Origin of the sequence: Streptomyces sp. NPDC088350, assembly GCF_044753545.1 — a bacterium.
Taxonomy (GTDB): Bacteria; Actinomycetota; Actinomycetes; order Streptomycetales; family Streptomycetaceae; genus Streptomyces.
In genome coordinates, this window is the sequence record NZ_JBIVNL010000005.1 from 6,133 (window position 1) to 31,530 (window position 25,398).

23 protein-coding genes are annotated in these 25,398 nt (G+C 71.1%); 6 read left to right on the plus strand and 17 right to left on the minus strand.

The genetic code is table 11. The annotated features are described in order from the left end of the window. From ACIQBL_RS17875 to ACIQBL_RS17885, 3 genes are all read right to left on the minus strand, one after another. On the minus strand, window positions 1-539 hold a 539-nt coding region (locus ACIQBL_RS17875; RefSeq protein WP_401942552.1), incomplete at its 3' end, for a dihydrofolate reductase family protein. Beyond that, a complete protein-coding gene (locus ACIQBL_RS17880) occupies window positions 539-1,063 on the minus strand; it encodes an SRPBCC family protein (protein ID WP_401942555.1) in 525 nt (174 codons plus the stop codon). The genes ACIQBL_RS17880 and ACIQBL_RS17875, both read right to left, overlap by 1 nt. Window positions 1,064-1,066: 3 nt before the next feature. Beyond that, entirely contained in the window at window positions 1,067-1,408 is a 342-nt protein-coding gene (locus ACIQBL_RS17885; RefSeq protein WP_401942558.1) for an ArsR/SmtB family transcription factor, read from the minus strand. Between the two features lie 26 nt (window positions 1,409-1,434). Between ACIQBL_RS17885 and ACIQBL_RS17890 the strand changes: the two genes are divergently transcribed. Then, the gene (locus ACIQBL_RS17890) at window positions 1,435-1,758 is read left to right on the plus strand and encodes a hypothetical protein (RefSeq protein WP_401942561.1); all 324 of its coding nucleotides are present in this window, start codon (window positions 1,435-1,437) and stop codon (window positions 1,756-1,758) included. 22 nt (window positions 1,759-1,780) lie between these two features. Here the strand turns inward: ACIQBL_RS17890 and ACIQBL_RS17895 are convergent, their stop codons facing one another. Further along, on the minus strand, window positions 1,781-2,371 hold the full coding sequence (locus ACIQBL_RS17895; RefSeq protein ID WP_401942563.1) for a TetR/AcrR family transcriptional regulator: 591 nt from the start codon (window positions 2,369-2,371) through the stop codon (window positions 1,781-1,783). Between the two features lie 104 nt (window positions 2,372-2,475). Between ACIQBL_RS17895 and ACIQBL_RS17900 the strand changes: the two genes are divergently transcribed. From ACIQBL_RS17900 to ACIQBL_RS17915, 4 genes are all read left to right on the plus strand, one after another. Next, entirely contained in the window at window positions 2,476-2,907 is a 432-nt protein-coding gene (locus ACIQBL_RS17900) for a 4-oxalocrotonate tautomerase family protein (RefSeq protein WP_401942565.1), read from the plus strand. Further along, entirely contained in the window at window positions 2,900-3,910 is a 1,011-nt protein-coding gene (locus ACIQBL_RS17905; protein ID WP_401942567.1) for a zinc-binding dehydrogenase, read from the plus strand. The genes ACIQBL_RS17900 and ACIQBL_RS17905 overlap by 8 nt, the downstream gene beginning before the upstream one ends. Window positions 3,911-4,643: 733 nt before the next feature. Continuing rightward, window positions 4,644-4,772, plus strand: coding sequence for a hypothetical protein (locus ACIQBL_RS17910; protein ID WP_401942570.1), 129 nt, complete (start codon window positions 4,644-4,646; stop codon window positions 4,770-4,772). Window positions 4,773-4,810: 38 nt separating this feature from the next. Further along, window positions 4,811-5,170, plus strand: coding sequence for a CocE/NonD family hydrolase C-terminal non-catalytic domain-containing protein (locus ACIQBL_RS17915; protein ID WP_401944015.1), 360 nt, complete (start codon window positions 4,811-4,813; stop codon window positions 5,168-5,170). Window positions 5,171-5,233: 63 nt separating this feature from the next. On the opposite strand, the gene ACIQBL_RS17920 is transcribed toward ACIQBL_RS17915, so the two are convergent. The 9 genes from ACIQBL_RS17920 to ACIQBL_RS17960 all read right to left on the minus strand — a co-directional run bounded on the left by ACIQBL_RS17920 (window position 5,234) and on the right by ACIQBL_RS17960 (window position 15,988). Further along, the gene (locus ACIQBL_RS17920; RefSeq protein ID WP_401942571.1) at window positions 5,234-7,027 is read right to left on the minus strand and encodes an RICIN domain-containing protein; all 1,794 of its coding nucleotides are present in this window, start codon (window positions 7,025-7,027) and stop codon (window positions 5,234-5,236) included. A 129-nt stretch (window positions 7,028-7,156) separates the two neighbouring features. Continuing rightward, window positions 7,157-8,911, minus strand: coding sequence for an amylo-alpha-1,6-glucosidase (locus ACIQBL_RS17925; RefSeq protein WP_401942574.1), 1,755 nt, complete (start codon window positions 8,909-8,911; stop codon window positions 7,157-7,159). 54 nt (window positions 8,912-8,965) lie between these two features. Continuing rightward, entirely contained in the window at window positions 8,966-9,790 is an 825-nt protein-coding gene (locus tag ACIQBL_RS17930) for a carbohydrate ABC transporter permease (RefSeq protein ID WP_401944016.1), read from the minus strand. Window positions 9,791-9,831: 41 nt separating this feature from the next. Next, the gene (locus ACIQBL_RS17935; RefSeq protein ID WP_401942576.1) at window positions 9,832-10,809 is read right to left on the minus strand and encodes a carbohydrate ABC transporter permease; all 978 of its coding nucleotides are present in this window, start codon (window positions 10,807-10,809) and stop codon (window positions 9,832-9,834) included. Between the two features lie 20 nt (window positions 10,810-10,829). Next, the gene (locus ACIQBL_RS17940) at window positions 10,830-12,077 is read right to left on the minus strand and encodes an extracellular solute-binding protein (protein WP_401942579.1); all 1,248 of its coding nucleotides are present in this window, start codon (window positions 12,075-12,077) and stop codon (window positions 10,830-10,832) included. Window positions 12,078-12,391: 314 nt separating this feature from the next. Beyond that, window positions 12,392-13,423, minus strand: a complete 1,032-nt coding sequence (locus tag ACIQBL_RS17945; RefSeq protein WP_401942582.1) for a LacI family DNA-binding transcriptional regulator — start codon at window positions 13,421-13,423, stop codon at window positions 12,392-12,394. A 365-nt stretch (window positions 13,424-13,788) separates the two neighbouring features. Next, the gene (locus ACIQBL_RS17950) at window positions 13,789-14,226 is read right to left on the minus strand and encodes a hypothetical protein (RefSeq protein WP_401942584.1); all 438 of its coding nucleotides are present in this window, start codon (window positions 14,224-14,226) and stop codon (window positions 13,789-13,791) included. Window positions 14,227-14,436: 210 nt separating this feature from the next. Beyond that, window positions 14,437-15,300 (minus strand): dienelactone hydrolase family protein, encoded by an 864-nt coding sequence (locus ACIQBL_RS17955; RefSeq protein ID WP_401942586.1) that lies wholly within the window; start codon window positions 15,298-15,300, stop codon window positions 14,437-14,439. Window positions 15,301-15,322: 22 nt separating this feature from the next. Then, entirely contained in the window at window positions 15,323-15,988 is a 666-nt protein-coding gene (locus tag ACIQBL_RS17960) for a Tat pathway signal sequence domain protein (RefSeq protein WP_401942589.1), read from the minus strand. 304 nt (window positions 15,989-16,292) lie between these two features. Between ACIQBL_RS17960 and ACIQBL_RS17965 the strand changes: the two genes are divergently transcribed. Beyond that, window positions 16,293-16,994, plus strand: coding sequence for a TetR/AcrR family transcriptional regulator (locus ACIQBL_RS17965; protein WP_401942592.1), 702 nt, complete (start codon window positions 16,293-16,295; stop codon window positions 16,992-16,994). An 87-nt stretch (window positions 16,995-17,081) separates the two neighbouring features. On the opposite strand, the gene ACIQBL_RS17970 is transcribed toward ACIQBL_RS17965, so the two are convergent. The 4 genes from ACIQBL_RS17970 to ACIQBL_RS17985 all read right to left on the minus strand — a co-directional run bounded on the left by ACIQBL_RS17970 (window position 17,082) and on the right by ACIQBL_RS17985 (window position 25,383). Next, window positions 17,082-18,341 carry a PucR family transcriptional regulator gene (locus ACIQBL_RS17970; protein ID WP_401942595.1) on the minus strand — a complete coding sequence of 420 codons (1,260 nt, stop codon included), beginning with the start codon at window positions 18,339-18,341 and terminating at the stop codon, window positions 17,082-17,084. Between the two features lie 131 nt (window positions 18,342-18,472). Further along, window positions 18,473-19,474, minus strand: a complete 1,002-nt coding sequence (locus tag ACIQBL_RS17975; protein ID WP_401942597.1) for an alpha/beta hydrolase — start codon at window positions 19,472-19,474, stop codon at window positions 18,473-18,475. Between the two features lie 42 nt (window positions 19,475-19,516). After that, complete coding sequence (locus tag ACIQBL_RS17980; RefSeq protein WP_401942600.1) at window positions 19,517-23,584, minus strand: beta-ketoacyl synthase N-terminal-like domain-containing protein; 4,068 nt, start codon at window positions 23,582-23,584, stop codon at window positions 19,517-19,519. Beyond that, window positions 23,581-25,383 carry a fatty acyl-AMP ligase gene (locus ACIQBL_RS17985; RefSeq protein WP_401942603.1) on the minus strand — a complete coding sequence of 601 codons (1,803 nt, stop codon included), beginning with the start codon at window positions 25,381-25,383 and terminating at the stop codon, window positions 23,581-23,583. The genes ACIQBL_RS17980 and ACIQBL_RS17985 overlap by 4 nt, the downstream gene beginning before the upstream one ends. Between the last annotated feature and the right edge of the window lie 15 nt (window positions 25,384-25,398).

Below are 25,398 nucleotides of genomic sequence, written 5' to 3' on the forward strand. Positions count from 1 at the left end.
ACCCCCCCCACCGACCCCGCCCCCCCCCGGCGGGCTTTCTGTACCCCCCGTCGGGGCGCCCCCCCGCGGGCTACCCGGCGGGGGGGGGCGCGGGGGGGGCCGCGGGCCTGGTCGAGGGCGTGCTCGATGCCGTCGTCGACGAAGTGGAACGTGGTGCCGCCGGGCCGCTCCCACGGGTCACGCCTGGTGTGCGTCACGACGAAGACCGGGGTGTGGAAGGGCGCTTCCTCCGGCCATGACCGCTCACCGAGATCGAACATGCGCCTGCCCATGACGCTCGCGCCGGTGCGCTCGAACGTCTCCCGCGCGATGTCGTTGTCGAGGCCCTCCTCGCCGCCCTCGCCCAGCTTCAGGTTCTCCCGGAAGAACCGCAGCGGGAACACCCACTGCTGCAGCTCCGTCCACTGCGCCATCCAGCGCCGGACGTCCGGGTCGTCCCGCCTCTCGGGCGCGAAGAGCTCGTCCTCGACGGGCACCGGCTCGGGCGCGATGAAGCCGTCCAGCGACATCGACACACTGAAGAACACCTTCCCGGCCATCAGCCCTCAACTCCCTTCCGCGCGAGGTCCGTTACGTAGGCCGCAAGGTTGCCCAGGGTCTGCCGGCCTCCCTCGACCGCGTGGTACTTCTCGACCGCCTCGTCGCGCAGTTCCCTGGTGGGGAACACCGTGCGCATCACGATCCGGGTCGCGGCGCCGTCCGGCGCGAAGGTCAGGACCGACGTGAAGGCGTTCGGGTCGTCGCGGGACTCACCGTGCAGCAGCTCGATCCGCTCCGGCGGGACGATCCGCAGCCAGCGGATCCACTCGGAGTAGTCGGTCCCGTCCGGCCCGTGCAGCACGAAGACCCACTCTCCGCCCTCACGGAACTCGAAGGACCGCGTCGTGGTGGTGAACCCCTCCGGTCCCCACCACCGCGACAGGTGCCGGACCTCGGTGAACGCCTCGAACACCAGCTCCCGCGGGGCGTCGACGACCCGGGAGATCACGATCTCCCGGTCGGCCGCCGCCGGCTCCGCCCGCGTTTCCCGACCTACCCCTGCCTCTGTCGCTGCCTCTGCCATCGGTCATTCCTCCTGCCGCGCCTGCTTGAGGTCCTGCACATAGGTGTCCAGCCGGTCGAAGCTCTCGTTCCAGAACCGCTCGAACCCGCCGGCCCACTCGTGGACCGGCCGCAGCCCGCGGGCGTCCAGGCCGTACAGGCGCTGCTTGCCGGCCTTGCGGTCCCGCACCAGCCCGACCTCCCGGAGCACCCGCAGATGCTTGGACGCCCCCGGCTGGCTCATCCCCAGCTCCCGGGCCACCTCGGTCACCGGCCGCTCACCCGCCCGCAGCAGGACCAGGATCTCCCGGCGCTGCGGCTCCGCTATCGCGTTGAAGACGTCCGACGTCGTCGCTGCTCGTGCCATGACAGCCATCGTATTCCCATATCGGCATGCGTCAACCCGGTCGGGAACCTGGTCCATGGGACCTGCTGTCCGGGCTTCCGGGCGGGACGGGTGCCGGCGTCCGGCTCGGCGCCCTGGGGCCCAGCCGCCGCCTGGCGGGGCAGGAGCGCGGCCACGAGTTCGACGACGGCGCAGGGGGCGCGCCTCGCGGCGGAGATCGGCTGTGCGCCGACAGGCGTACTGGCGACGTGGAACGTCAGAGGCAGCTCCAGCTCGTCCGTCCTGCGCCATTCCCCGCCCTCCCCCTCCTCGACAGCGGCGTCTTCACCGAGGAGAGGGCCAAGGCGATCCGCGCGGCGATCGGCGGCTGAGCCCCGAAGCCGCTCGCCACCGTCAAGCCGTACGGTCGATCGCGCCGACGATCAGCGCTTCGAGCTGCTGCGCGACCTGGTCCAGGGGCCGCGCACTGCGCTTGGCGCGGCACATGGCCGTGGCACCCTCGACCGACGCCACGATGAGGGCCGCGAGACCCTCGGCCCGATCGCGGGCCACCCCGTGCTCCCCCAGCGACCCGGCGAGCAGCCGCTCCCAGCCCTCGAACGCCTCGGCGGCGGCAGCGAGCGCGGGCGAGGCCTCGTCGAGCGGCGGTTCCTCGACGGAGACGGCCAGCACCGGACAACCGGCACGGAAATCGCTCTCGACGACGATGCCGCGCCACAGGCCCAGAAAGGCCCGCACGCCCGCGACCGGGCCCGCGTCCAGTTCGGCGCGCAGCATGCGGGAAACCGCTCCCCCGGCGTACCGCACCGCCTCGGTGACCAACTGCCGCTTGCCCTCGGGGAAGTAGTGGTACGTCGAGCCGAGCGGCGCCTTGGCGTGTTTGGCCAGGTCCCGGATGCTCGTGGCGCTCAGGCCGCGCCTGCTGATCATGTCGGCCGCACCCGCCACGATGCGCTCACGCGACGGCGCGCTGGATCTGACCAAGGCCGCACTCCCCTCTGGATATAACGCTCGTCATAGTCTAGCTTGATCTCCGGTTATAACGGTCGTCATAGACGCCGTGTGCCCGCGGAAAGGAAGACCTCGTCATGCCGATGATCCGGCTCACCGTCCCGCCCGCCTCGCTGACCGAGGAGGGCCGCAGGACCGTCCAGCGCGACCTGGCCGCCGTACTGCTGCGCTGGGAGGGAGCGCCCGACACGGCGTTCTTCCGCGCCCAGGCATGGAGTTACCTGGTCGAGCTGCCCGAAGGGGCGCAGGTCACCGCCGAGGACGACGCGCCCCGCTTCCTCGTGGACGTCACCGTTCCGCAGGGCGCGCTGTCCGAGCGTCGCAGGGCGGGCCTGGTCGAGGACGCGACGAAGACCGTGCTGGCCGCCGCCGGACTCACCCCGGACGACGCGCTGCGGGTGTGGGTCCTCGTGCACGAACAGCCCGACGGCACCTGGGGCGCGGGCGGCTCCGTCGTCCGCTACGCCGACCTCGTCGCCCTCGCCAAGGGGCAGCGCGCCGATGCGTGAACTGACCTACGTCGCCCGGCACTTGGTGGAGTGGCGCGAGGCGCCCGATCCCAAGCTCCAGTCCGACCAGGAGGCCATCGTCGCCCCGGTAACGGCCACCTCCTGCGACGTGGACTCCGCGATCCTGGCCGGGCAGGGTTTCATTGACCCGCCGTTTGCCCTCGGCCATGAATGCGTGGCCCGGGTCGTCGAGACCGGCGACGCCGTGACCGCCGTGGCCCCGGGCGATCTGGTGGTCGTCCCCTGGTCCATCAACTGCGGAGCCTGCGACCCCTGCCGCGCCGGACTCACCGCCCACTGCTCGGCCGTACCGCACATGGCGATGTACGGCGCGCCGATCGGCGGCAGTTGGGGCGGGCTCTTCTCCGACCTGGTCCGGGTGCCGTACGCGGACGCCATGCTCGTCCCGCTGCCGGAGGGCCTCAGCCCGGTCGCCATGGCCTCGGCCAGTGACAACTGGTCCCTGTCCTGGCGTCTGGTCGCACCCCATCTCAAGGCGAAACCCGGTGCCAGGGTCCTGGTCGTCGCGCGCGGCAGCATCGGCCTGTACGTGTGCGACATCGCCCGCGCGCTCGGCGCCTCCGACGTCCTGTACGTCGACCCGGACGCCGAACACCGTGAGATCGCCCGGAGTTACGGTGCCGCCACCGCCGAGGTGCTCGAACCGGTCCGGCACGGCTTCGACATCGCCGTAGAGGCCACCGGCCGCGTCGAGCAGCTCGCCCTGGCCGTCAAGTCCCTTGCCCCGGAGGGTATGTGCGAGTCCGCGGGCAACCACTTCCGCCCCGGCGAGCTGCCCTTGCTCGACATGTACCTCACCGGCGTCACCCTGCGCGTCGCCCGCGACAACGTCCGCAACCACATCCCCGACGCCCTCGAACTGGCCGCCTCGGGCAAGGTCGTCCCGGCACGGGTCGTCTCCCACGTCCTCGACTGGGAACAACTCCCCGGCGAACTGCCCGAGAAGCACCTCAAGCCCGTCTTCGTCCGCGCCGACGGCTGACCGCGTCGCGACCACGACCCATTACGCCCCGACCGAGAAACCTGATGGACGCAGTACCTACTGAAGCGCCCGCGAGGAACACCGACCCCGTACGAACGACAGGAGAGGAACTGGACGACCAACGGGCGGCGATCACCGGTCCCGGCCACGAACTGCGTGCCCTGGTCGACGCCACCGTACGCACCGCGGCCTCGGCCGAAGGCCTGCACCGCGTGACGGACGGCGTGCGCCGGCTGACCGGGCAGTTGACGGGCCGCCGACGCGGACGAGCGGAGATCCCGGCCGTGGACGGGTTCCCCGGAGGGGTGCGCGTGTACAGCCCCGTCACCGGAGCCGGCAGCCCGCTCGCTCCGCCCATGGAGGTGACTCCGGGCGACGCTGGCCTCGTCGGCCGCTGCGCCCTCGGCATCGCCCACGAGGGTCCGCCCGGTTACGGGCACGGTGGCATGAGCGCCATGCTGCTGGACGAACTCGTGGGCCGGTCCCTGCGCCGCCGCCGGACTGCCCGGCATGACGGTCTCCCTCCAGGTGCGCTACCACCGACCCGCCGGTCTCCGTGGTCACCGCGGGCTGCGTCTTCGTGTCCCCGGACCCCGACCGCGCTCGCGCCCTGTTCCCGCACGCGCGTTGCGTGCCGCCCATGTCACCGACCACTGGTCGGCGTCCGCCCAGGTGAGCGACCGGTCGGTCCTGCCCCATCCGAACCACCACGAACGACAGGGCCTCCCCCGCCATGAACCTCACCAGCCACCTCACCCAGTACCTCCAGAAGCTGCCTCCGCCGCAGACCCGGGACCTTGCTGCCGAGCGCGACCTCAAGGTGCCCATGCGTGACGACCGGAGGCCCGGTCCGACGTCCTGATCTGCACAACTCCCGCCCTGGACAACGACGTTGAGGTCATCGGCGAGGTGAGCGCAGAGATCTGCTTCCGCTCCAGCCTGCCGAAGGCCGATGTCTTCGTCCGGCTGTGCGACGTGGACGAGAAGGGGCGCTCCACGAACGTCTGCGACGGCCTGATCGGCCTCACCGGCGCCGACGAGACGACGTGCGCGACGGTGCGACTGTGGCCTACGGCCTACCGGTTCAAGCGCGGCCACCGCATCCGCGTCCAGGTGTCGAGCGGCGCCTTCCCCCGCTGCAACCGCAACCCCGGCACCGGCGAACCCCGGGCCACGGCCGTCACCCTCCGCGCGGCCGACCAGCAGGTCTTCCGCGATCGTGCTACCGATCCGGCAGGCCTCCTGAATGCCCGACGCTGACGAAGCGCCTTCGATGGGGAGGAGCACTTGGGCTGTCCCTCCCCATCGTCCGCGTGACGGCCGTCAGTTCTTGCCGAGCAGCCGCCAGATCTGGTTCTTCTTGGTGCTCAGTGCGCTCGCGGCATCGCAGGTCCACTGGTGGACCAGCGCGCCGGCGGTGGTCGAGACGCCGGTGACGTCGACGCACTTGCCGCTGTGGACGGCGACGAGTTGGTAGTCGTGGCTGTTGCCGAGTGCGGTGACGGGGTTGAGGGTGAACTGCTGGTTGGTGGCTCCGTTGCAGGTGTACTGGATGACGGCGGCGCCGTCGGTGGTGGACGCTCCCGAGACGTCGAGGCACTTGCCGCTCAACTCGTCGACCACCGTATAGGTGTTGGTCTTGCCGCTGACCGGCTTGAGGTCGAGCATCTGCTGGTAGCCGCCCTCGCAGTAGTACTGCTGGTACTGCGTGCCGTTGGCGGTGGAGAGGTTGGTGTCGTCCAGGCACTGGCCGCTGTTCTGGCTGACGGCGACCGTGGAGACGGTGGTGTTGGACGGGGGCAGCAGGGTGACGGTGTAGCCGTCCTTGGCGTTCGTCCACGGGAGGCTCACGGAGGCGGCGTTGCCGCTGACCGTGAGGGTGGTGTCGGCGATGGTCTCCGGTCCGGTCACGGCGGCCCCGCTGTTGTACGGGACGCGCTGGACGACGGCACGGACCTGGCTGTTCTCCACGACGGACGTGGTGTTGAGCCCGGTGAGGTCGACGGTGACCGTCCCGGTGTTGCCGCTGCTGCCGAGCAACACCTTCGCGTTCTTGGCGGAGTTGTCCTTGGTGGCCAGGCCGTCGGTGCCGGTGCCGGGGACCAGGTTGACGATGTTGCCGGTCTGGGAGCCGTAGTAGCGGTACATGAACCACTCGCCGAGCGGCAGGTACTGGCCCGCGCTGTTCTTGGTCAGCAGGTTGGCCTCGTTGTCGTGCAGGCCGGTGCCGGAGGCCCAGTTGCCGCGCAGGCCGTCGGCGCCGGCGCGTTCCAGACGGCCGATGAACCAGGCGCCGCCGCCCGGGGACTGCATGGACAGGGTGGCGTACTCGTTGATCTGGTAAGGCCGCGTGTTGGTCAACCCCGCCGCGGTGAGCGTGGAGTTGGCACGCCCGGCATCGGTGACGGGGTCGCCGGGCTCGTCGTGCCAACTCCAGGTGTCCGGGGCCACGTTGTTCGCCTTGACGTACGTCAGGAAGGTCGTCCACCAGCTGTTGGAGGAGTTCGGCTGGCCCGCGATGCTGGGGCCGACGATGAGCTGGGCGGGGAAGGCGGCGCGCACCTTGGCGTAGAACCGCGACCACATCGCCAGGTACTGCGTCTGTGACGCGCCCCAGAAGCCGCTGCCGTCGGGCTCGTTCCACAGGTCCCACTGGACCGTCATGTTGTTGGCCTTGACGTCACTGATGAGCTGGGTGACGAAGGCGTCGAACTGCGTCCAGTCGCCGTTGTCGCCGGGCCAGCCCTGGCTGGTGGTGCCGTCGGCGCCCCAGAGGTCGTGCGGGAGGAGGACGAAGGTGCCGCCGAGGGCGGCTGTTCGCTTGTACTGGGCCAGAGTTGAGGCCCAGCGGGTCTGGTAGTCGGCGAGGCTGGTGGCGTAGCCGCCGCTGTTGAGCTGGGCGCCGCCGGCCCGCATGAAGTGCCACTTGATGTCGGTGAAGAAGTGGTCCTGCGGCAGCGAGCCGTCCGGGGTCATCCCGTAGATCATCCCGGAGGCGTGGTAGGTGGGGGCGCCGCCGGCGGTGGCGAAGTCGACGGTGACGGAGGTGTCGGCGGCGTGGGCCGTGGTCGCGGGGAGGGTGAGGGCGGCGAAGGAGGCGAGGAGCGCCGCGACCACGGCGGTCCTGCGGCCTCTCGGAGCGGCTGGTCTGCCGGTACGTCCGGCTGGGGAACGGAATCGAGGTATGCGCATGTGCGGGTCTCCCGAAGGGGGAACTTCCTGGGCGCGGCTCGCCCAGGGGGTCTGTCAGCCGACGGCCTCCGTGGCCTCGGCGCGCCTCAGCTCGTGGGCCTCGGCGAGGAGCAGATAGCTGCTGGCGGTCCAGGTGTAGGCGCGGTCGCGCAGGCCCACGCCGGTGAGGGCGTCGAAGTTCTCCGCGAAACCCGAGGTCTCGCACAGCGCCCGGAAGCGGGAGCTGATGTCGTCCGCGAGACGGTCGTGTCCTGCGCGGCGCAGACCGTCCTCGATCAGGACGGTGGACGGGGCCCAGATCGGTCCGCGCCAGTAGCCGTCGTCCAAGTAGTGCGGTGAGGTGGGCAGTTCGGTGGCGAGGCCGTACGCGGTGAGGTGGGCCTCGATGCGTTCGGCCAGCGCGTCACCGATGTGCTCGGGCAGGTGCTCGCCGAGCACGACGGGCATCAGGTCGAGCAGGCTGGAGCTGGTCCAGGTGGCCCCGCTGTGTGCCGAGCGGGCGGCGAACCGGTCGCCGGTCCACAGCTCGTCGAGCAGCGCGGCCTGTGTCGCGTCCGCCGTCCGGGTCCACTTGCGCGTGTCGTCCGCCAGCCCCAACTCGTCTGCCAGTACGGCGAGTTCACGCAGCTGGAGGATGAGAAAGGCGGCCAGGTCGGCGCTGACGATCACGCGTTCGGAGTCGAAGGTGGTGGCGTTGTCCCAGCCGCTGTCGTTGCCGTGCTGGTAGTGCGGGAGGGCGGACCCGGGTGCGCGCCGCGTCGTGAGCCAGAACTCCGTCCAGCGGGTCAGCCGGTCGTAGACCTCGGCCAACTCGGCCTCGCCCAGCGGCTCGTGCAGCCTTCGGCGCAGGTGGCGCAGGGCCCAGCCGTGGACGGGGGGCTTGACGAAGTTGTAGAGGATCTCGGAGTGGGTCACCGAGTCGGGCAGCGCGCCGGTCTCGTCCTGGTGGTCGAAGGGCAGCGCGAACTGGTCCAGGGCCAGACCAGGTGAACCGGCGGCCAGGGCAAGGGCGTTGAAGCAGTGGTCCCAGCTCCACACCTTGTCCATCCAGTGCTTCGACATCAGCACGGCGGGCCGGGTGACCAGCCCGGCCGGGCGCACGGTCGCGGACCACACCACGTACGCGGCGAGTTCGGCGGCCGGGGTGTCCGGCGAACGCCAGGGCGCCACCGCCTCGACGAAGGCATCGAAGGAGCGCCGGACGGCGGTGACCACCTCGTCGAAGGTCGCCGGGGAGGCGTACGGAGGTCGCGCCGTGTCGAGTTCTTCCACGGCGGCCTCCCAGACACCGTCGGCACCCGCGCCGATCGTGACACCGCGACCGGCCCGGCCCAGCGTCTGAGCGCCGGCGATGTCGGTCACGGCGCCGGACAGGACGGTGATCCGGTAGCGGCGTCCGGTCTCGTAGGAGGTGAAGACGTGCGCGTCGGCCACGGGGTCGTGGAAGAAGTACGTGCCGCTGAACGGAGTCAACTCCCGCGCCGCCGCACCGACTTGCAGCCCGAACCCGGTACCGCGCAGCCGCACGGTGTCCGGCGACTCGTAGGCGAGGTCGACGCGCCCGCCGTCACCGGTCCAGCTGAGCAGAGCCGGTGTCGCCCGCACGCGAACCCTGGCCCTCTCCCCTGTCACCGGGTCGAGGGGGACGAGGCTCAGGACGGCGTGCATGCCGTTCTGGTGCGAGACGAGATGGAGGTCCTCGGCGCGGGTCCTCTCCGCGAGCACGGGAGAGATACCGAACCAGGATCCGTACGTGCTGAACGGGATGTCGTGGACGGAGAAGGCCGGGCCGGAGCAGGCGACGGTCATGGAGGCGTGACTCGATTCTCAACAGGGTTTCTACGGCGGAGAGATGACGGAACGTCAGTCCTTGACGGCGCCGGCCGTCACGCCCGCGGCGACATAGCGCTGGGCGAGGACGAGGATCACCGCGGCGGGCAGCGAGGCCACGACGGCGGTCGCCATGATGGCGTTCCACTGCTGGTTGTTGTTGCCGATGTAGTGGTAGATGCCGAGGGTGATCGGCTCGTGCGCGCCGCCGTTCGCGAGGGTGCCGGCGAAGACGAAGTCGGACCAGGACCACAGGAACGCGAACAGCGACACCGTGACGACGGCGTTGCGGCTCATGGGCAGCACGATCGACCAGAAGGTGCGCACGGGCCCGGCGCCGTCCGTCTTCGCGGCCTGGAGCAGTTCGCCGGGGATGCCGGACATGAACGCGGTGAAGATCAGCACAGCGAACGGCACGGCCAGCGTGGAGTCCGCGACGATCAGTCCCGGCACCGACTGGAGCAGGCCGAGGCTGAGGTAGATGGCGTAGAAGCCCATCGCCATGATGATGCCGGGGATCATCTGGGCGACAAGGAAGAGGAAACTCAGGACACCGCCGCCGCGTGGGCGGAGTTTGGCGAGTGCGTAGCCCGCGGGTGCGGCCAGTGCCACGGTGAGGACGACGGTGCCCAGGCCGATGACGAGGCTGGTGCCGAGGTAGGGCAACTGCTGGTCCAGGACGGCGCGGTAGCCCGCCAGGGTGCCGTGCAGGGGGATCAGGTCCGGTGGGCTCTTGCGCATGTCCTGGTCGCGGGTGAAGGACACGTTGAGCATCCAGTAGACGGGGAAGAGCATCACCGCGGTGAACAGGACGCCGATGGCTGTCTGCCACCACGTGCGGCTGGTGCGCCGGTTCATGTCGGTGCCGTTCATGACCGTGCGGTTCATGGCCGTGCCGTTCATGACGGTGCCTGCTTCCGCTGGACCCGGACATAGACCAGGCCGAACACCAGGGCGGCGACCACCAGCAGGTTTCCTACGGCCGCTCCGGGGCCGAAGGCCGGCAGCAGGTTGCCGAAGCCGAGCTGGTAGGACCAGGTGGCGAAGGTGGTGGAGGAGTCGGCCGGGCCGCCCTTGGTCATGATCCAGATGATGTCGAAGACCTTGAGTGTGTAGACGAGGCCGAGGAGGAGGGTGATCGCGGACACCGGGCGCAGCAGCGGGAAGGTGATCCGCCAGAACCGCTGCCAGGCGTTGGCCCCGTCGAGGGCGGCGGCCTCGTAGAGGCTCGCGGGGATGGACTGGAGGCCGCTGTGCAGGACCACCAGGTTGAACGGGACGCCGATCCAGATGTTCGCGATGATCACCGAGGCCAGCGACCAGCCCGGCGCGGTCAGCCAGTTGACCGGTCCGATGCCGACGGCGTGCAGGACGGCGTTGACGACACCGGAGTCGCTGTTGAGCATCCACGACCAGGTGGACGCCGACACGATCAGCGGGAGCAGCCACGGCACGAGGAAGAGGGCCCGCAGGGTCGCGGAGAGCCGGAAGCGCTGGTTGAAGAAGACCGCGAGAGCCAGGCCGATGGCGTACTGGAAGACCAGACACACAGTGGTGAAGACCACGGTGTGCAGCAGGGCCGGGGCGAAGGTCGGATCGTCGATGACCGTGCGGTAGTTGGCCAGGCCCGTGAAGGGTGCGTCGCCCCGGACGAAGGACCGGACCGTGTAGTCGCGCAGGCTCAGGTCGATGTTGCGGTAGAGGGGATAGGCGTAGAAGAGGACGAGGTAGAGGGTCACCGGGGTGAGGAAGCCCCAGGCGGCCCACTGCTGGGACGTGGGCCGACGTCGGCGCCGCGTTCGGGGCGGTGCGGTGGGGGCCGCACCGCTGTGGTGGTGCACGGGCCGCCGGTGCGGCACTTGGGTCATGTGGCTCATCAACTAACCCTGGTCTCTGGTTACTTGACGGCCGACTGGGCGGCGGACAGCGCGTCCTTCGGCGACTTCGAGCCGCTGAGCGCGGACTGGACCGCCTTCCACAACTGCTCCGAGATCTTCGGGTACTTGGTGCCCAGGTCGTCGCTGGTGCGTCCCTTGGCCGCCTTGACCGCGTCGGCCCAGGGCTTCAACTCGGCGTTGGCCGCGACCTGTTTGTCCTGGACCTCGGTGGTGGGGGCCACGTACGACAGCGTGGTGTCGGTGTCGAGGAGGTGGTCGGTGCTGGTCAGGCAGGTGACGATCTTCTGGGAGGTGGCGTAGCGAGCGGTCTTGCCCTGGACCGGGACGGTGACGAACTCGCCGCCGGTCGGGGCTGCCGCGTTGCCTCCGTCGGCGGCGGGAACGGGGACGACCCCGTACGCGAAGCCGGCCTTCTTGGCGTTGGCGAGCTGCCAGGTGCCGTTCTCGCTGAACGCGTAGTCGCCGGTCGCGAACTCCTGCCAGCTGGTCGTCTGGGTGTTGTTGAGAACCGAGTTGGGGGCGTAGCCGTTCTTCAGCCAGTCCTGCCAGAGCGTCAGCGCGGAGACCGCCTTGTCGGAGTCGAGCGCGGTCAGTTGGGCGCCCGATCCCCAGTACCAGGGCAGGAACTGGAAGGTGCCCTCCTCCGTGCCGATCGCGGAGAACGTGATGCCCTTCTTGCCGGCCTTCTTGACCTTCGCGAGCGCCGCCGTCAGCGACTTCCAGTCCTTGACCGAGGCGATGTCGACGCCGGCCTGCTTCAGCACCGCCTTGTTGTAGTAGAGGGCGAGGGTGTTGGCGCCGATCGGCATGCCGTAGGTCTTGCCGCCCGCCTGTCCGGCGGCGAGGAGGTTGGGGTTGACCTTCGAGGTGTCCAGCTTGTTGTCCGCGGTCGTGGTGAGGACGCCGGCCTCGGCCAGGGTCGACACCACCGGGCTGTCGACGATGAGGACGTCCGCGGAGTTGTCCTGCTGGGCGGCCAGGAGCGCCTTGTTCGCCAGGTCACTGGTGTCGAACGCGGTCCGCTTGATCTTCACCCCGGCCTTGGTGCCGCAGGCACCGAGCAGCTTCGCCCACGCGGAGGTCTTGTCGAACTGCGGGTAGGGGTCCCAGATCGTGTAGGTACCGGTGTCAGCGGTCTTGGTGCCGGTGCTGCCCGCGCCTGAGGAACAGGCGGTGGCGGTGCCTGCGACGGCGAGGACCGTCACGGTCGCGGCGGTGAGGCGGAGTCGTCTGAGGGAGCTGTGCATCGCGCGTTCCTTCGTTTTTGGCACGGGTGTGCCGAGGGAGGGTGACGAGGGGGGAAGCGGGCATGCCGAACAGCCACGGGGCGACGAGGGGGGACAGGAATGCCCGTGATCCGTGGTCAGGAGGTGGTGCGGGGAGGGGCTGGGGCAGCGGGCCGAGACGGAGGGCGTCCGGCGCCGGGACCCGTGCGGGGAAGAGTGAGGTCGGCGGGCTCGGCGGGCGGCGTGCCGGTGCCGGGACCATGTGGGGAGGGGCGAGGTGAGTGGGCCTCAGTGGACGGCACGCCGCGTCCGGACCCGTGCGAGGAAGGGCGAGGTCAGTGGGCCTCAGTGGACGGCGGGCCGGTGCCGGGACCCGTGCTGGCGCGGAGGGAGATGGGCGGCGCGAGCAGGTGGTGCCGGGGCGGGGCGTCGGGGTGGTCGATCCGCTCGACGAGGAGGTCGACGGCGTGTCGGCCCATCTCCTCCGCCGGTACGTCCGCCGCGGTGAGCCGCGGGGTCACCGTCTCCGCCCACCGGCCGGCCACGACCCCGGTGACGGAGAAGTCGCGCGGTACGTGGCGGCCGGCCTGGGCGAGCCCGCGGTAGAGGCCTCCCAGCGCGGCCTCGTTCAGCGTGACCAGGGCCGAGGTGGCCGGGTCGTCGTGCAGGATCTGTTCCAGGCACGCCTGGCCGGATGCCGCGTCGTCCCCGCAGCAGTACGTCCGGACGGTCAGCCCGCGTTCGGCCGCGGCCTTGGTGAAGCCGTCGAGGCCGTGGTGGGCCGACTCGTATCCGGCCCGCAGCAACTGCTCGGGCCGGTTGACGAAGGCGACCCTGCGGTGACCGAGGTCCGCGAGGTGGTGCACGCACGCCGCCGCCAGCGCGGTGTGGTCCAGGCCGACCCACCAGGTGCCTTCGGGATGCGCGGTGCGGCCGATGGCGACGGAGGGGAAACCGAGGGCGGCCAGGTGATCGACCCGGTCGTCCTCCAGCCTGATCTCCATCAGGATCGCGCCGTCGACCCGCCGCTCCCCCAGCATCCGCTGGAACGAGCGGTCGCTGTCGACGCCGCTGGGTGACAGCAGCACGTCGTAGTCGTGGGCCGCGGCGGCCTCCACCACGCTGCCGATGAAGTCGAGTTGCATACCGGTGTAGTGGTTGCCGGCCGGCGGGAAGACCAGGCCGATCGTGTTGGTCCGGCCGTTGGCCAGGGCACGCGCACTGGCGTTGGGCCGGTAGCCCAGCTCGTCGATGACGCGCTGGATCTTCCGGCGGGTCTCCTCCGACACCGGACGCTTGCCGCTCAGCGCGACGGACACGGTGCTCCGCGAGACACCGGCCCGCCGGGCGATCTCACCGATGTTCACGGGCACTCCTTGGATGGATCGAACCGGTTCGATGTTGCGAAGGGCGACCACCGGTCATCGAACCGGTTCGCGTGAAGTGAAGGTAGGAACAACCCCGGCGACTGTCAACACCTCGCACCGCATCTTCTCGCAACACCCCTGGAATCCAGGGTGAGCTGACACGACTCCCGGCGTCGGAGGTATTGCCGCCGGATTTACGCGGTGCTAGCTTCCCGGCCAGTGAGTCGAACCGGTTCGACAATCCTCGCCCATAGTCCCCACCCGCAGGGAAACCACGGAGACCCCAGTGCGACGAAGACGAAAGAGAACGACGGGAGCCGGTGCGACCTGGCGCTGCGCGACAAGAACGTGACCGGTCCCGCGATTCACGAGGCCGAGTCCACTCCCCCACCGACAGCGAAGCGGCCCTCCCCCTCGACCACCTCGGCGGCGGCCGGGCGGAGGTCTCCGGCAACGGCGAGAAGCTCGACGTCGCCGGGGCAGGCCACGGGAAGAAGGGCACGGACGTGGTACGGGCGTTCCCGTCCAGAGGCATCAACAAGGTGACTGTCACCGGCGCCTCGCACAGCCTCGTGCCGGACCGGCTCCGGGCCGCCTTCCAGCCGCTCACCGGCGACGAAGGCGTACCAGGCCGAGGACGGCACGCCGAGCGGGGCCGCCAACGTCACCGACAGGTACACGTTCGCCAAGGGCGGGAAGGCGGTCACCGGCATCGGAGACGGCAAGGCCAACGCCCTCACCGTCGACGCCTTCGCCGCGCGGGCCGGGCGGCACGCGGTGACCATCCGCTGCTCGAACGCCAACAGGCACCGGCCACTCCCTGCAACCCCGACCCGGTCACCCGCCACACCGGCCTCTCGGTCAACGGCGGACCGGCGAAGCGGATGCTGTTCCCGACCACGATCGACCAATTCGCGGTCACCCCGCTGTCGGAGAGGCAACCGCTCCGGACATGGCGGCGCGGCGGGCACGGGCGGCCGTCGTGGCCCGTGCCTGCCGCGCTCCTGGGGGGGTTACATCGGGCAGGTGTTCTGGAAGGCAACGGTGTTGGGGTCGTGGGGAGTTGGGCAGATGAACTGGTCGTAGCGGGTGTCGTTGTCGACGAAGCGTTTGAGCCAGACGATGCTGTACTCGGCGATCGTGGTGTTCGGGCCGGCGAAGGTGAAGTGGTCGGCGTTCCTGAGCTCGATGAACGCCTTGTCGTGGTCGTTCGTCAGGGCGTTGTAGGCGGGCAGGGTGAAGGTGGAGACCGGGGCGACGGTGTCCCCGTCGGCACCGAAGATCATGGTGGGGACCGTGATCTGGTCGCCGACGTTGACGATGTCCCAGGGTGCCAGCGCGATGGCCGCCTTGAGCGAGGGGGTGCTCGCCGCACTCTCCAGCGTGCCGCCACCGCCCATCGACCAGCCCATCACGGCCGTCCGGGCGGGGTCGATCTCGTTCTTCACCGCGCTCCTGGTCGTCAAGTAGCTGAGCGCGGCGAGTTGTTGGTTGCTGCGGTCGGTCGGGAAGTCCCACAGCGCGTTGCTGTCCAGGGTCATCACCACGAAGCCCTGGGAGGCGAGCCGGGGGCCGTACCAGGCGATCTCCGCCTGCGGGGCGACGAAGCCCGGCATGATGACGACGGCGCCGAAGGTGCCCTGGCTGGTGTCGGTCGGGAAATAGATGGTGCCGTCGTTGAAGCCCGAGCCGCTGCCCGAGGGGACGACGGTCGAGGCGACGGTGAACGGGCCGGTCTCGGCGGTGATGCCGGCCAAGGTCGGGGCCGGGCCGCGCTGGTAAGGGTTGCCGGCGGCGGCCTGGGCGGGGGCAACTAAGGCGATCGAGACGATGAACGCGAGGATCGCGAGGAGCACGTGGGGTCGGAGCGGTTTCACGGGAGTCCTCCCGGACTGACTGTCAGTTGGTGTAGATGGCGGGAGAGCCGCTGACACTGCTGTCGACCACGGGGGCGTAGGTCGCCGTGAAGTAGCCGTTGCCCGCGCACAGCACCGAGCCGGAGAACTTGGTGAACGCCTGGTTGGTGAAGGTCAGGCTGGTGGCGCTGTTGGAGCTCACGGCGGCGAGGCTGGGTGCCCGGTAGACGCAGGTGATGGAGCCCAGCAGGGTGGAGAGCACCACCGTGGTCTGGATCGTGCTGCCCGAGGCGGGGGTGACCGTGACGGTGCCGTCGGAGTTGGCGGCGGTGCTGTAGGGCAGGTTGTTGACGGTGATGCTGCGTACCCCGGTGACGCCGAGGACGTTGCTGGTGCAGCCGCTGAAGGTCTGGGCGGTCGCGGACTCGGTGGCGGTCCCCGGAGCCGCGGGGTTCGCCATCACCGTGGCGGAGAGCGTGGAACCGGTGCAGGTGATGCCGGACGTGCCGCCGCTGCTGGTGGCGAGGGTGGCATTGGTGCCGCTCGCCAGCGAGGCGGTGAGTACGTCGCCGACCGGGACGGCGGTGCCGGCGGCGCTGCCGTAGGTGAGCACGGTGCTGTCCGCCGAGGCGGTGGTGGCGGGGAGGAGCGCCAGGGCCGCGACGGCGGCAGCGGTGGCGGCGAGGGCGGAAGCGGTGTTTCTGCGCATGCGGGGTCCTCTGACATACAGGGGTGTGGGTGGCGAGGACGGGTCGCTCCCCCGGCTCAGGGGTGAACGCAGCGACCCGCGCAGGGCGGTTCCCGGACTGCGGGAACCACCGGACCGGTACACGTCCCCGACCCGGGGGCGGGGACGCGAGGGCACTTGTTGGCGGCCTTGCGGGTGCGTGACACTGACGGCTCCGGCGGCGTCCCGCCGCAGGTCCGCGCAAGAAGAAAACCTGTGAGAGTTGTAAACCTGACGGGTATTCAAGTCAATACAATGCGGGCAAGTTCCCGAGGAAGGACGTGGTATGGCAACACTCCCGTCGGTGCCGCCCGCGCTCGTGCTGCCCGGTACCCGCATGGCCCGCGACCCGGAGCGCTCGCTGCGCCGGGGTCCGCGCCGCACCTCACCCGAGGTGGTCGCCGCCAACCAGCGCGACCGGCTGCTCGACGGCTTCGTCCGCACCGTCGCCCAGGTCGGCTACGCCCACACCCGGGTCAGCGACATCTGCCAGGCCGCGGGCGTCACCAGGCCGGTCTTCTACGACCTCTTCAAGGGCAAGGAGGACGCCTTCCTCGCCGCACACCGGTACGGCACGACCATGGTCATCGGCGCCATGGAGGAAGCCCACGCCAAGGCCCCGGACTGGCCGAGCGCGGTGCGCGCCGGGCTCGGCGCGCTCCTCGGCATACTCGCCGACGCGCCCGCCTTCGCGGTCATGGCCATCGTGGAGATCGACGCGGTCGGACCCGCCGGGCGGGAGGCACGGGAGGAGCTGCTGGTCCGCTTCCGGGACTTCTTCACCGACCTGCCGGAGACGGAACTACCCATCCCCACCGAGGAGTTGATCGACACTGTGGTCGGTGGGGTGTACTCCGCGATCTACCGTCGGATCGCCGCGGGCCGGGCCGCGGAGCTGCCCGAGCTACTGCCCGGTCTGACCTTCTCCGTGCTGGCCCCCTTCGTCGGTCCGGAACGCGCCGCGGCCTGCCTGGCCCCGGACGTCTGATCCGAGAGGTCCGTTCGTTCCGGCTTCAGCACGGCCTGCGCCAGACCCCCAGCTCCCGTTTCTTCTGCATCGACGACCGCAGTACGGTCAGCTGTCTCCCACGCGCCGACCTTGACGTAGCAGAGTCGAGCCCTGTTTTTGTTCGTCCGTGAGCGATGGGCGAGTTGGTTCCGCTGCGGAGGCGGAATTCGCCCGCAGGGCCAGTTCCAGTTCGAAACGGGTCTCTGAATCCTGGAGGGTGTCGCCGAACAGTTTCTCCAGCTGACGCATGCGATAGCGCACCGTCTGCGGATGGAGGTGCAGTCGCAGGGCGGTGCTGTTGACACTGCTCTCGCACTGCAGCCACGCCAGCAGCGTCTCCGCCAGCCTGTCGCGCTGTGGCGCCGGGATTCCGGCCAGCGGTGCCAGGACCCGGTGCGACAGCGCCCGGACCAGCGGTTCGTCCGCGTAGAGGATCAGTGTCGTGAGGTGGTCGGCGCACCGGAGCACGCCCTCGCCCGGCAGGACACCGCGCCGCATGAGCGAGAGGGCTCGGGCGGCCAGGCGTAACGAGTCCGCGGTCTGCGAGAGCGGGACCGTCGGCCCGACCGCGGCGGGCCGGCCTCGCAGTGCCGAGGCGAGGGCGTGCCCGCGCGAGGAGCCCGGCACGTCCGGGTCCGGGATGACCAGGCGCGCCGGGCGGGCGGTCATGTCGGCCAACACCGCGGTGGGCAGCAGCAGTTCGTCACCCTGGTGCTGCTCGGTGCCGCCCACCGCTATCACGGCGACTCGCTGCGGCAGGGGCCAGTTCGCGGCGCGGGCGAGTTCCGCGACGGCCTCCGCGGAGGCGGGCGGATCGGCGAACAGCAGGTCCAGCAGGCGCATACGGCGCCGTTGCAACTCACCCGTGCTGCGCAGCTGAGCCTCGGTGTGGCCCTCGGTGGCCGCCTGCATGATCTCGTGCATGTGGGTGAAGCCCGCGTCCGCGAGTGCGGCGACCTCGCTCGAGTCCAACTCCAGTTCCTCGGCGGCTTTCATCATCCGCCGCCAGGCGGCCCGTCCGCCGAGCCGGAGCGCGGCCTGGAGCACTTCGAGGCCGCGCCCTTCGCCGGCTTCGCCACGTCCGATCTGCTGGTAGGTGTGAACGACGTGTTTCCCGTCGCGGCCGGTGTCGGCGATGCGGTCCACGAAGAGGTTCAGGGCCTGGCGGACTCCGGCTCTGATCGTGCGCACGTAGGCGTCGTCGGCCGGTCTCGCGTACTCGGGTACCTGAAGCTGTACCTCGCGCGCCACCTCCGCGGCCATGTCGTCGAGATGGGGGCGCAGAAATTCTGCCAGTCGCTGAGGGACGACGGCGAAAGGATCCATGCGGCGTGCTCCTACCGCTCGGTCAAGGCGGTCCGGACGATGACGATATCCCCCGCCGAACTCCGTTGGCCTGTACGCGAGTTACAACGCAGTGCTGCGATTTTGTCCGTGCGCGACAAACCAGGTCCGGATCAGACCGGCAGGCCCAGCGCTCCGGCGAGAACCGGCCACGAAGTGGCGAACTCCCGCTTCCAGTCGCTCCATTGGTGTCCGCCGCCCTGATACAGGTGCCGGGTGGCCGGGACGCCCAGCTGCCCGAGTGCGGTGCCGAAGCTCTGGGTGGAGGGTGCCACCAGGCTTTCCAGGACCCCGGGCAGCAGAGAGGCGATGCCACCACTGATGAGCTGCGCGAGCGCGATGATGGTGCCGATGCCTCCGCTGAGACTGCCGCTGCCTACGGAGACGTAGAGCGCGGTGCCGCGCAGGGCGCTCGCGTGCGTCAGGGGGTTGAAGTCCTGCCAGGTGGCGGAGTTGAGCGTCGGGTCGCCCCACAGCGACAGGGGGTTGAGGTTCTCCCGGCCCACGATCGCCTCGATGATCGTGGGCATCGTCGTCGTGGTGGTGTCGGGGATGCCGCTGTACGACGCCGCGGCCACGAACGTTCCCGGGTGGCGGGCCGCGTGTGCCATGGCTCCGTATCCGCCGGTCGAGACCCCGGCGACGGCCTGCACGGTGGAGGCCCGGTAGCCGGCGCGCAGGACCGCCGGGACTTCCTGGAGCTGGAAGGTCTCGTAGTCGAGGCCGGTCTGCCAGCGGGTGGGGATGCCGGTGGGCCCGCCGTCCGGCATGGCGACGATCAGGTCCCGGTTCGCGGTGAACGCCTCGATGTCGGTCTCGCGGGTCCAGGAGTTGTAGTCGTCGTGCGCGCCGTGCAGCAGGTACAGCACCGGCCAAGTGCGGCTGGGCTGGGCGGCGTACGAGGTCGGCAGAATGACCCGTACGGGCGCGGTGCGGCCCAGCGCGGTGGAGGGGATGCCCAAGTCGTAGGTACGGGGCCCCAGTTGGGTGACGGTGAGGTCGGCGGCCGAGGCTCTCCGGGCCCCGGTGAACACGCCCGCGACACCGAAGGCCGCGGCCTTGGCGACGGTACGACGGGACAGACCTTGGCGGGGAACGGGTGGACGGTCGGACATGGCGGGCGGCTCCTTGTGAAGTGATGTCGGGGAGCGGGGTGTTCAGCCGAGCACCCGGTTGAGGTGGTCGGCGATGGCCTGGGCGTGCGGCGGGTCGAGGAGGGACAGGTGGTGTCCGGGTACGCGGACGATCTCCAGGTCCGGGCACAGCTCGTCCCAGCCGAGCGCGTCGTCCGTGCGCTCGTAGGCCGGGTCGCGCACCGTGTGCGGCGCGGGCCCGGTGGCGCGGTAGAGGATCACCCGGCCGTCGTAGGAACCGGGGGTGTGCGCCTCACCGGTCCGCAGGTCCAGGTAGGAGGCGCGCTGGTGGCGGAGCGCGGCGGGCGGGATGTCGGCGACCGAGCTGAGCGTCTCCAGTACCAGGTCGATCCGGCCCCGGTCGTCGAGGGCGGCCAACTCCGTGTAGGGCAGGTCGAGTTGTACGTCGTAGGTGCGGGACGCGTACGCGGCGAATCCTTCGAAGTGCTCCCGTGCCACGTCCCACGCGGTCCGTCCGAGCGGTCGGGGCAGCGGACGTACGGCGTCGATGAGCACCACCGCCTCGGGGGGTGCGAACTCGGCGGCGAGCAGCCGGGCGGTCTCCTGGGCGACGAACCCGCCGAACGACCATCCGCCGATCCAGTAGCGGCCGTCGGGCCACGCCTTCCGGATCGCCTCCGCGCACAGCCTCGCCTTCGCGGCGACGGTGTCCGCCTCCTCGACCCGGTCCAGCCCGTACACCGGCACGTCCGGTGCCAACAGACCGGCGAGCGGCCGGTAGACGTCCGGGGTGCCACCGGCCGCGTGGGCCAGGATCAGTGGAGGGCGGTCGCCGGCCGCGCGCAGCGCGCGCAGGGGGTACGGCATGCGCCGGTCGGCCCGGGTGGACACGATCGCGGCGGGCGGGGGCCGGTGTTCCGGCTGGGCGTGGTGCGCGGCGCCGGTGATCGCGTCGGCGGCGGCCTGGACGGTGGAGGCCTGCATCAGGTCGCGCGTCGAGGGCGCGGCGCCGAACTCGCGCTCTACGGCCGCGCGCAGGCGGACGGCCATGAGCGAATCGAGGCCCAGGTCGGTGAGTGGGGTGTCGGGGGTGATCCGCTCCGGCAAGTGGCCTGCGACGGCGGCGATATGGCGGATGAGCCGCTCGGTGACAGTGCCTTCGACGGCCAACGGGACCGGTGCGGCGGGCAGTTCGGGGAGTACGCGCCCGCCGTCCAGCGGGGGTTGCCCGGCCGTCCACCAGTGGCGGGTGTGGCGCCAGGCCGGGAGGGGGACGTCGATGACCTCGCCGTGCGGGTGGAGGAGGCGGGCCGGGAGGGGGTGGCCCGCGGCGTGCAGGGCGGCCAGTTGGAGGCGGAAGGTGAGGGCGGGGTCGTTGCCTCTGCGCAGGGTGGGCAGGTGGAGGGCGTCGGGCAGGGTCTCCGCGAGGGCGTGCAGGAGCACGGGGTGCGGGGAGATCTCGATGAACGCGGTGTGCCCGTCGGCCGCGGCGGCGGCCAGCGCACCGGCGAGCCGGACCGGGCGGCGCAGGTTCTCCGCCCAGTGCCCGGCGTCGAAGACACAGGGTCGGGCGGGGTCGTCGTGGACGGTGGAGTAGACGCGCACGGTACCGCCGCTCCGGCCCCCGATCCCGCTCAGGGCGGCGGTCAGTTCGGGCAGCAGCGGTTCGACCTGGGGCGAGTGCCCGGCACCGCGGACGGGCATGGTGCGGGTTTCGCGGCCTTGTGCGGCGAGATGCTCGACGAACCGTTCGACGGCGGCTGCCTCGCCGGTGACGATCTTCTGTGCGGGCGAGGAGTCCACGGCGAGGTGTACGCCCGGGAACTCCCGTTCCAGGCTGCCGAGTTCGTCGTCGGTGAGGTCCACGACGGCCATCGCCCCGCCGCGCAGGGTGGCGAGCAGCCGGGACCGTACGGCGATGACGCGGGCGCCGTCGGCGGGGTCGAGCGCCCCGGCGACGACGGCCGCCGCGACCTCACCCATGGAGTGCCCGATGACGGCGGCGGGTTCGACGCCGTAGGAGCGCCAGAGTTCGGCGAGCGCCAACTGGGTTCCGTAGAGGAGGGGTTGAGTGGTCTCCACCTGTCGTAGGTCGTCGTCCGTGCAGTCGTCGAGCAGTTCGTACAGGGAGAAGCCGCACGCGGCCGCGAGCACCGGTTCGAGTTTCTCCACGGCGGCGGCGAACGCGGGCTCGCGGACGAGGAGTTGACGTCCCATCGCGGCCCACTGGGTGCCGTAGCCGGAGAAGACCCAGACCGGGCCGGGGCCGAGGCGGTCCCGGTCGCCGGTGCTGACGCGCGGGTGGGGGCGGCCGGCCGCAAGTGCGCGCAGGGCGGTGGTGAGGCCCTCGCGGTCGTGGGCGACGACGGCCGCGCGGGCGGGGCCGCGGCCGGTGCGTCCGGCGAGGGTGCGCCCGATGTCATGGAGCCGGGCGGCGCTCCCTGCGGGTGTGTCGAGCCAGTCGGCGAGCCCGGCGGCGGTGTCCCGGACTCGGGCCGGGTCGGCGTCGCTGAGCTGCAACAGGCCTGCGGATCCAGGGGTGTTGAGGGCGCGTTCGGCGGGCCGGGTGGGCCGCCACTCCTCCAGTACGGCGTGCGCGTTGGTACCGCCGAAGCCGAAGGCGGAGACTCCGGCGGTCGCGGTACCGCCGTAGCGGGGCCAGGGTTCGGGTTCGGTGACCACCCGCAGGCGCTCGTCGTCGAGGGCCGGCCGGTCGCAGTGCAACGAGCCGGGGATGATGCCGTGGTGGAGCGCGAGGACGGTCTTGACCAGCCCGGCGACTCCGGCGGCTGCCTCCAGGTGACCGAGGTTGCTCTTGACCGAGCCGAGCAGCAGGGGCTGGTCCGGGTGGCGTTTCCGGCCCAGGACGTCGGCCAGCACACCCGCTTCGATGGGGTCGCCGAGGGGTGTGCCGGTGCCGTGCGCCTCGACGTAGTCCACGGTCGCCGGATCGAGGCCGGCGCGCGCGTAGGCCGCTTCGAGGAGCGCGCGTTGGGCCGTGGGGCTGGGTGCCATGAGGCCGTTGGAGCGGCCGTCGGAGTTGACGGTGGTGGCCGTGATGACGGCGAGGACCCGGTCGTCGTCGCGCAGGGCGTCGCTGAACCGTTTGAGCACCACCGCGGCGCAGCCCTCGGCGCGGCCGATGCCGTCGGCGGACTGGGAGAAGGGTTTGCAGCGGCCGTCGGGCGCCAGGGCTCCGGCGCGGCCGAACGCGACGGTGACGGCGGGTGAGAGCAGCACGTTGGTCCCGGCGACGAGCGCCGTGTCGCATTCGCCGCCGAGCAACGCGGTGCAGGCCTGGTGGACGGCGACGAGGGAGGAGGAGCAGGCGGTGTCCACGGCGACGCTGGGGCCGCGCAGGTCGTACACGTAGCTGAGCCTGCCCGCCGAGACCGAGCCGGCGGCTCCGGTGGTCGCCCAGGGGTCGACGGTCGCCGGGTCGGCGCCGGTGAGGTGGCCGTAGTCGTGGGCCGAGATGCCGACGAAGACGCCGGTCGCGGTGCCTGCCAGCGAGGCGGCGGGGATGGCCGCGTGGTCGAGGGCCTCCTGGGTGACCTCCAGCAGCATGCGCTGCTGCGGGTCCATCGCGTCGGCCTCGCGCGGGGAGATGTGGAAGAAGGTGGAGTCGAACGCGGTGAGGGTGGCGTCGTCGAGGTATCCGCCCCAGGTGTTGGTGTCCGACGGGACCTGGGCGGCGAAGTCCCGCCACCGTCCCTCGGGTACCCGGCCTATGGCGTCGACGCCCTCGACGAGCAGCCGCCAGTAGTCACCGGGGCCGCGCACACCGCCGGGGAGGCGGCAGCCGACGCCGACCACGGCGACCGGTTCGTCGTCGTCGACGGCGATCTCCCGGGGGACGAACGCGGTCTCCGGGAGGGGCTCCAGGCTCTCGCCGAGGAGAGCGACCAGACCGTCGACGGTGGACGTCTCCCACAGCAGGGTCGGTGGTAGTTCCCGGCCGAGTGCGTGGGAGAGCTCTGCGGCGATCACGACCGCGTCGCGGGAGGACATCCCGAGTTCTGCCAGCGGCCGGTCCACGGCGATGTCCGCGCCGGGGACCCCTGACCAGTGGGCGATCCGCTCGACGACCAGGCGCCGCAGCTCGGCGGAGCCGGCCGTGACCGGGCTCATTCCGTGCCCCGCTCGGGGCGGTCGTAGGAACCGTCGAGGTAGCGGGCGCGGGTCAGCGTGCGGGAGATCTTGCCGCTGGAGGTGCGGGGCACCGTGCCGGGTGGCAGGAGCAGCACGTCGGCCAGTCGCAGGCCGTGGCGGGCGGAGACGGCGGCGCGTACGGCGGCGGCGACCTCCTTGGGGTCACGGGCGGGCGCGTCCAGACCGCGGGCGTACTCGGCGACGATCACGGCGCCCTCCGCCGCGATGGTGGCCCCGCCTCCGGGGAGGTGTCCGGCGGGCACGGCGAAGGCGGCGAGCCGGTCGGGGCGTATGGCCGGGTGGGCGGCCTGTGCGGTGTTCTCGATGTCCTGCGGGTAGTGGTTGCGGCCGTCCACGATGATCAGGTCCTTCAGCCGTCCGGTGACCAGGAGTTGTCCGTCGAGGACGGTGCCGAGGTCGCCGGTGCGCAGCCAGTGGCCGGGAGCGTGCGCGAGTCGGGCCTGGAAGGTCTTGCGGGTCTGCGGGCCGCGCTCCAGGTAGCCACGCCCGATGTTGGGTCCCTGCACCCAGATCTCGCCCACCTCCCCCGCGGGCAGCACGGTGGCCGTGACGGGGTCGACGACGCGCACCGCCTGACCGACGGGTTCGCCGCAAGCGGCGAGCAGAACCGCAGCCGGGTCACCGGGGGGAACGGCCAGCGCCTTGCCGGCCGCCAGGGCTTCGCGGTCCAGGACGTAACGGCGCAACGGTTGTCCGGGGCGGTGGGCGCTGACGAAGACGGTGGCTTCGGCGAGCCCGTAGGACGGGCAGTGGACGTCGGCCGAAAGGCCCTGTCCGGCGAAGGCGGCGCCGAAGCGATCGGCGGTCTCGGGCCGTACGGGTTCACTGCCGTTGATGAGCGCGGCGACCCGGTCCAGCCGCAGCCCGGCCTTGTCCTCCTCGGGGACGACGGCCGCGCAGTAGTCGTACGCGAAGTTCGGTGCCGCGCTCAGAGCATTGGGGTGCTCGGACAGCAACTGCAGCCAGCGGGCGGGCCGTTGGAGGAAGGCGAGGGGGTCCATCAGGACGGACGACAGTCCGCGTACGACGGGAGCGGCGACGCTGAGCACCAGTCCCATGTCGTGGTAGAGCGGCAGCCAGCCGACCATGGTGAGGCGGCGGTCGTCGGCGCCGTACGCGGTGAGCGCCTGGCGGGCGTTGGCGACGACGTTCGCGTGCGAGATCTCGACCCCGGTGGGAAACCGGGTCGATCCGGAGCTGTACTGGAGGTAGGCGGTCGACTGTTCGCCCACGGCGGGCGGTTGCCATGCCCCGGCCTGGTCGTCGGGCACGAAGTCGGTGACGATCAGACGGTGGCGCAGGCCGTGCGCGTCCAGGAAGGTGCCTACGGTCTCGGCCGCGGCGGCGGTGGTGAGGACGGCCGAGGGCCGCGCGTCGTCCAGGACTCCGGCCAGGCGGTCGCCGTGTCCGGGCAGATCGGGGGTGACCATGGGTACGGCGACGGCGCCGACGGTCAGCGCGGCGAGAAAGCCGATGACGTATTCGGTGCCCTGGGGACAGAGGACGGCGACGCGTTCGCCGGGAGCCACGGTGTCCGCGAGCCGGGCGGCGACCGCCCGGGTCCGTACGTCGACGCGCTGCCAGGTGAGGGTGCGGTGGCTGCCCCGTAACCCGGAGCAAGCGTGGTCGACGAAGGTGAACGCGGGGCGGACGGGGGCGTGTTGGGCCCAGTGCGCGAGGTGGGCGGGGAGCGTGGTCGGGCGGTCCGGTGCTGCTGAGGATGTGCCGGGGGCGTGCGGAAGGGCGTGCGCGGGCATGGGGGAACTCCTCAC

Coding starts and splice junctions, on each gene's coding strand:
- ACIQBL_RS17880 (WP_401942555.1), bottom strand. CDS start 1,063: ATGGCAGAGGCAGCGACAGAGGCAGGGGTAGGTCGGGAAACGCGGGCG.
- ACIQBL_RS17885 (WP_401942558.1), bottom strand. CDS start 1,408: ATGGCACGAGCAGCGACGACGTCGGACGTCTTCAACGCGATAGCGGAG.
- ACIQBL_RS17890 (WP_401942561.1), top strand. CDS start 1,435: ATGCGTCAACCCGGTCGGGAACCTGGTCCATGGGACCTGCTGTCCGGG.
- ACIQBL_RS17900 (WP_401942565.1), top strand. CDS start 2,476: ATGCCGATGATCCGGCTCACCGTCCCGCCCGCCTCGCTGACCGAGGAG.
- ACIQBL_RS17905 (WP_401942567.1), top strand. CDS start 2,900: ATGCGTGAACTGACCTACGTCGCCCGGCACTTGGTGGAGTGGCGCGAG.
- ACIQBL_RS17910 (WP_401942570.1), top strand. CDS start 4,644: ATGAACCTCACCAGCCACCTCACCCAGTACCTCCAGAAGCTGCCTCCG.
- ACIQBL_RS17925 (WP_401942574.1), bottom strand. CDS start 8,911: ATGACCGTCGCCTGCTCCGGCCCGGCCTTCTCCGTCCACGACATCCCG.
- ACIQBL_RS17930 (WP_401944016.1), bottom strand. CDS start 9,790: ATGAACCGGCGCACCAGCCGCACGTGGTGGCAGACAGCCATCGGCGTC.
- ACIQBL_RS17935 (WP_401942576.1), bottom strand. CDS start 10,809: ATGAGCCACATGACCCAAGTGCCGCACCGGCGGCCCGTGCACCACCAC.
- ACIQBL_RS17940 (WP_401942579.1), bottom strand. CDS start 12,077: ATGCACAGCTCCCTCAGACGACTCCGCCTCACCGCCGCGACCGTGACG.
- ACIQBL_RS17960 (WP_401942589.1), bottom strand. CDS start 15,988: ATGCGCAGAAACACCGCTTCCGCCCTCGCCGCCACCGCTGCCGCCGTC.
- ACIQBL_RS17965 (WP_401942592.1), top strand. CDS start 16,293: ATGGCAACACTCCCGTCGGTGCCGCCCGCGCTCGTGCTGCCCGGTACC.
- ACIQBL_RS17970 (WP_401942595.1), bottom strand. CDS start 18,341: ATGGATCCTTTCGCCGTCGTCCCTCAGCGACTGGCAGAATTTCTGCGC.
- ACIQBL_RS17975 (WP_401942597.1), bottom strand. CDS start 19,474: ATGTCCGACCGTCCACCCGTTCCCCGCCAAGGTCTGTCCCGTCGTACC.
- ACIQBL_RS17980 (WP_401942600.1), bottom strand. CDS start 23,584: ATGAGCCCGGTCACGGCCGGCTCCGCCGAGCTGCGGCGCCTGGTCGTC.
- ACIQBL_RS17985 (WP_401942603.1), bottom strand. CDS start 25,383: ATGCCCGCGCACGCCCTTCCGCACGCCCCCGGCACATCCTCAGCAGCA.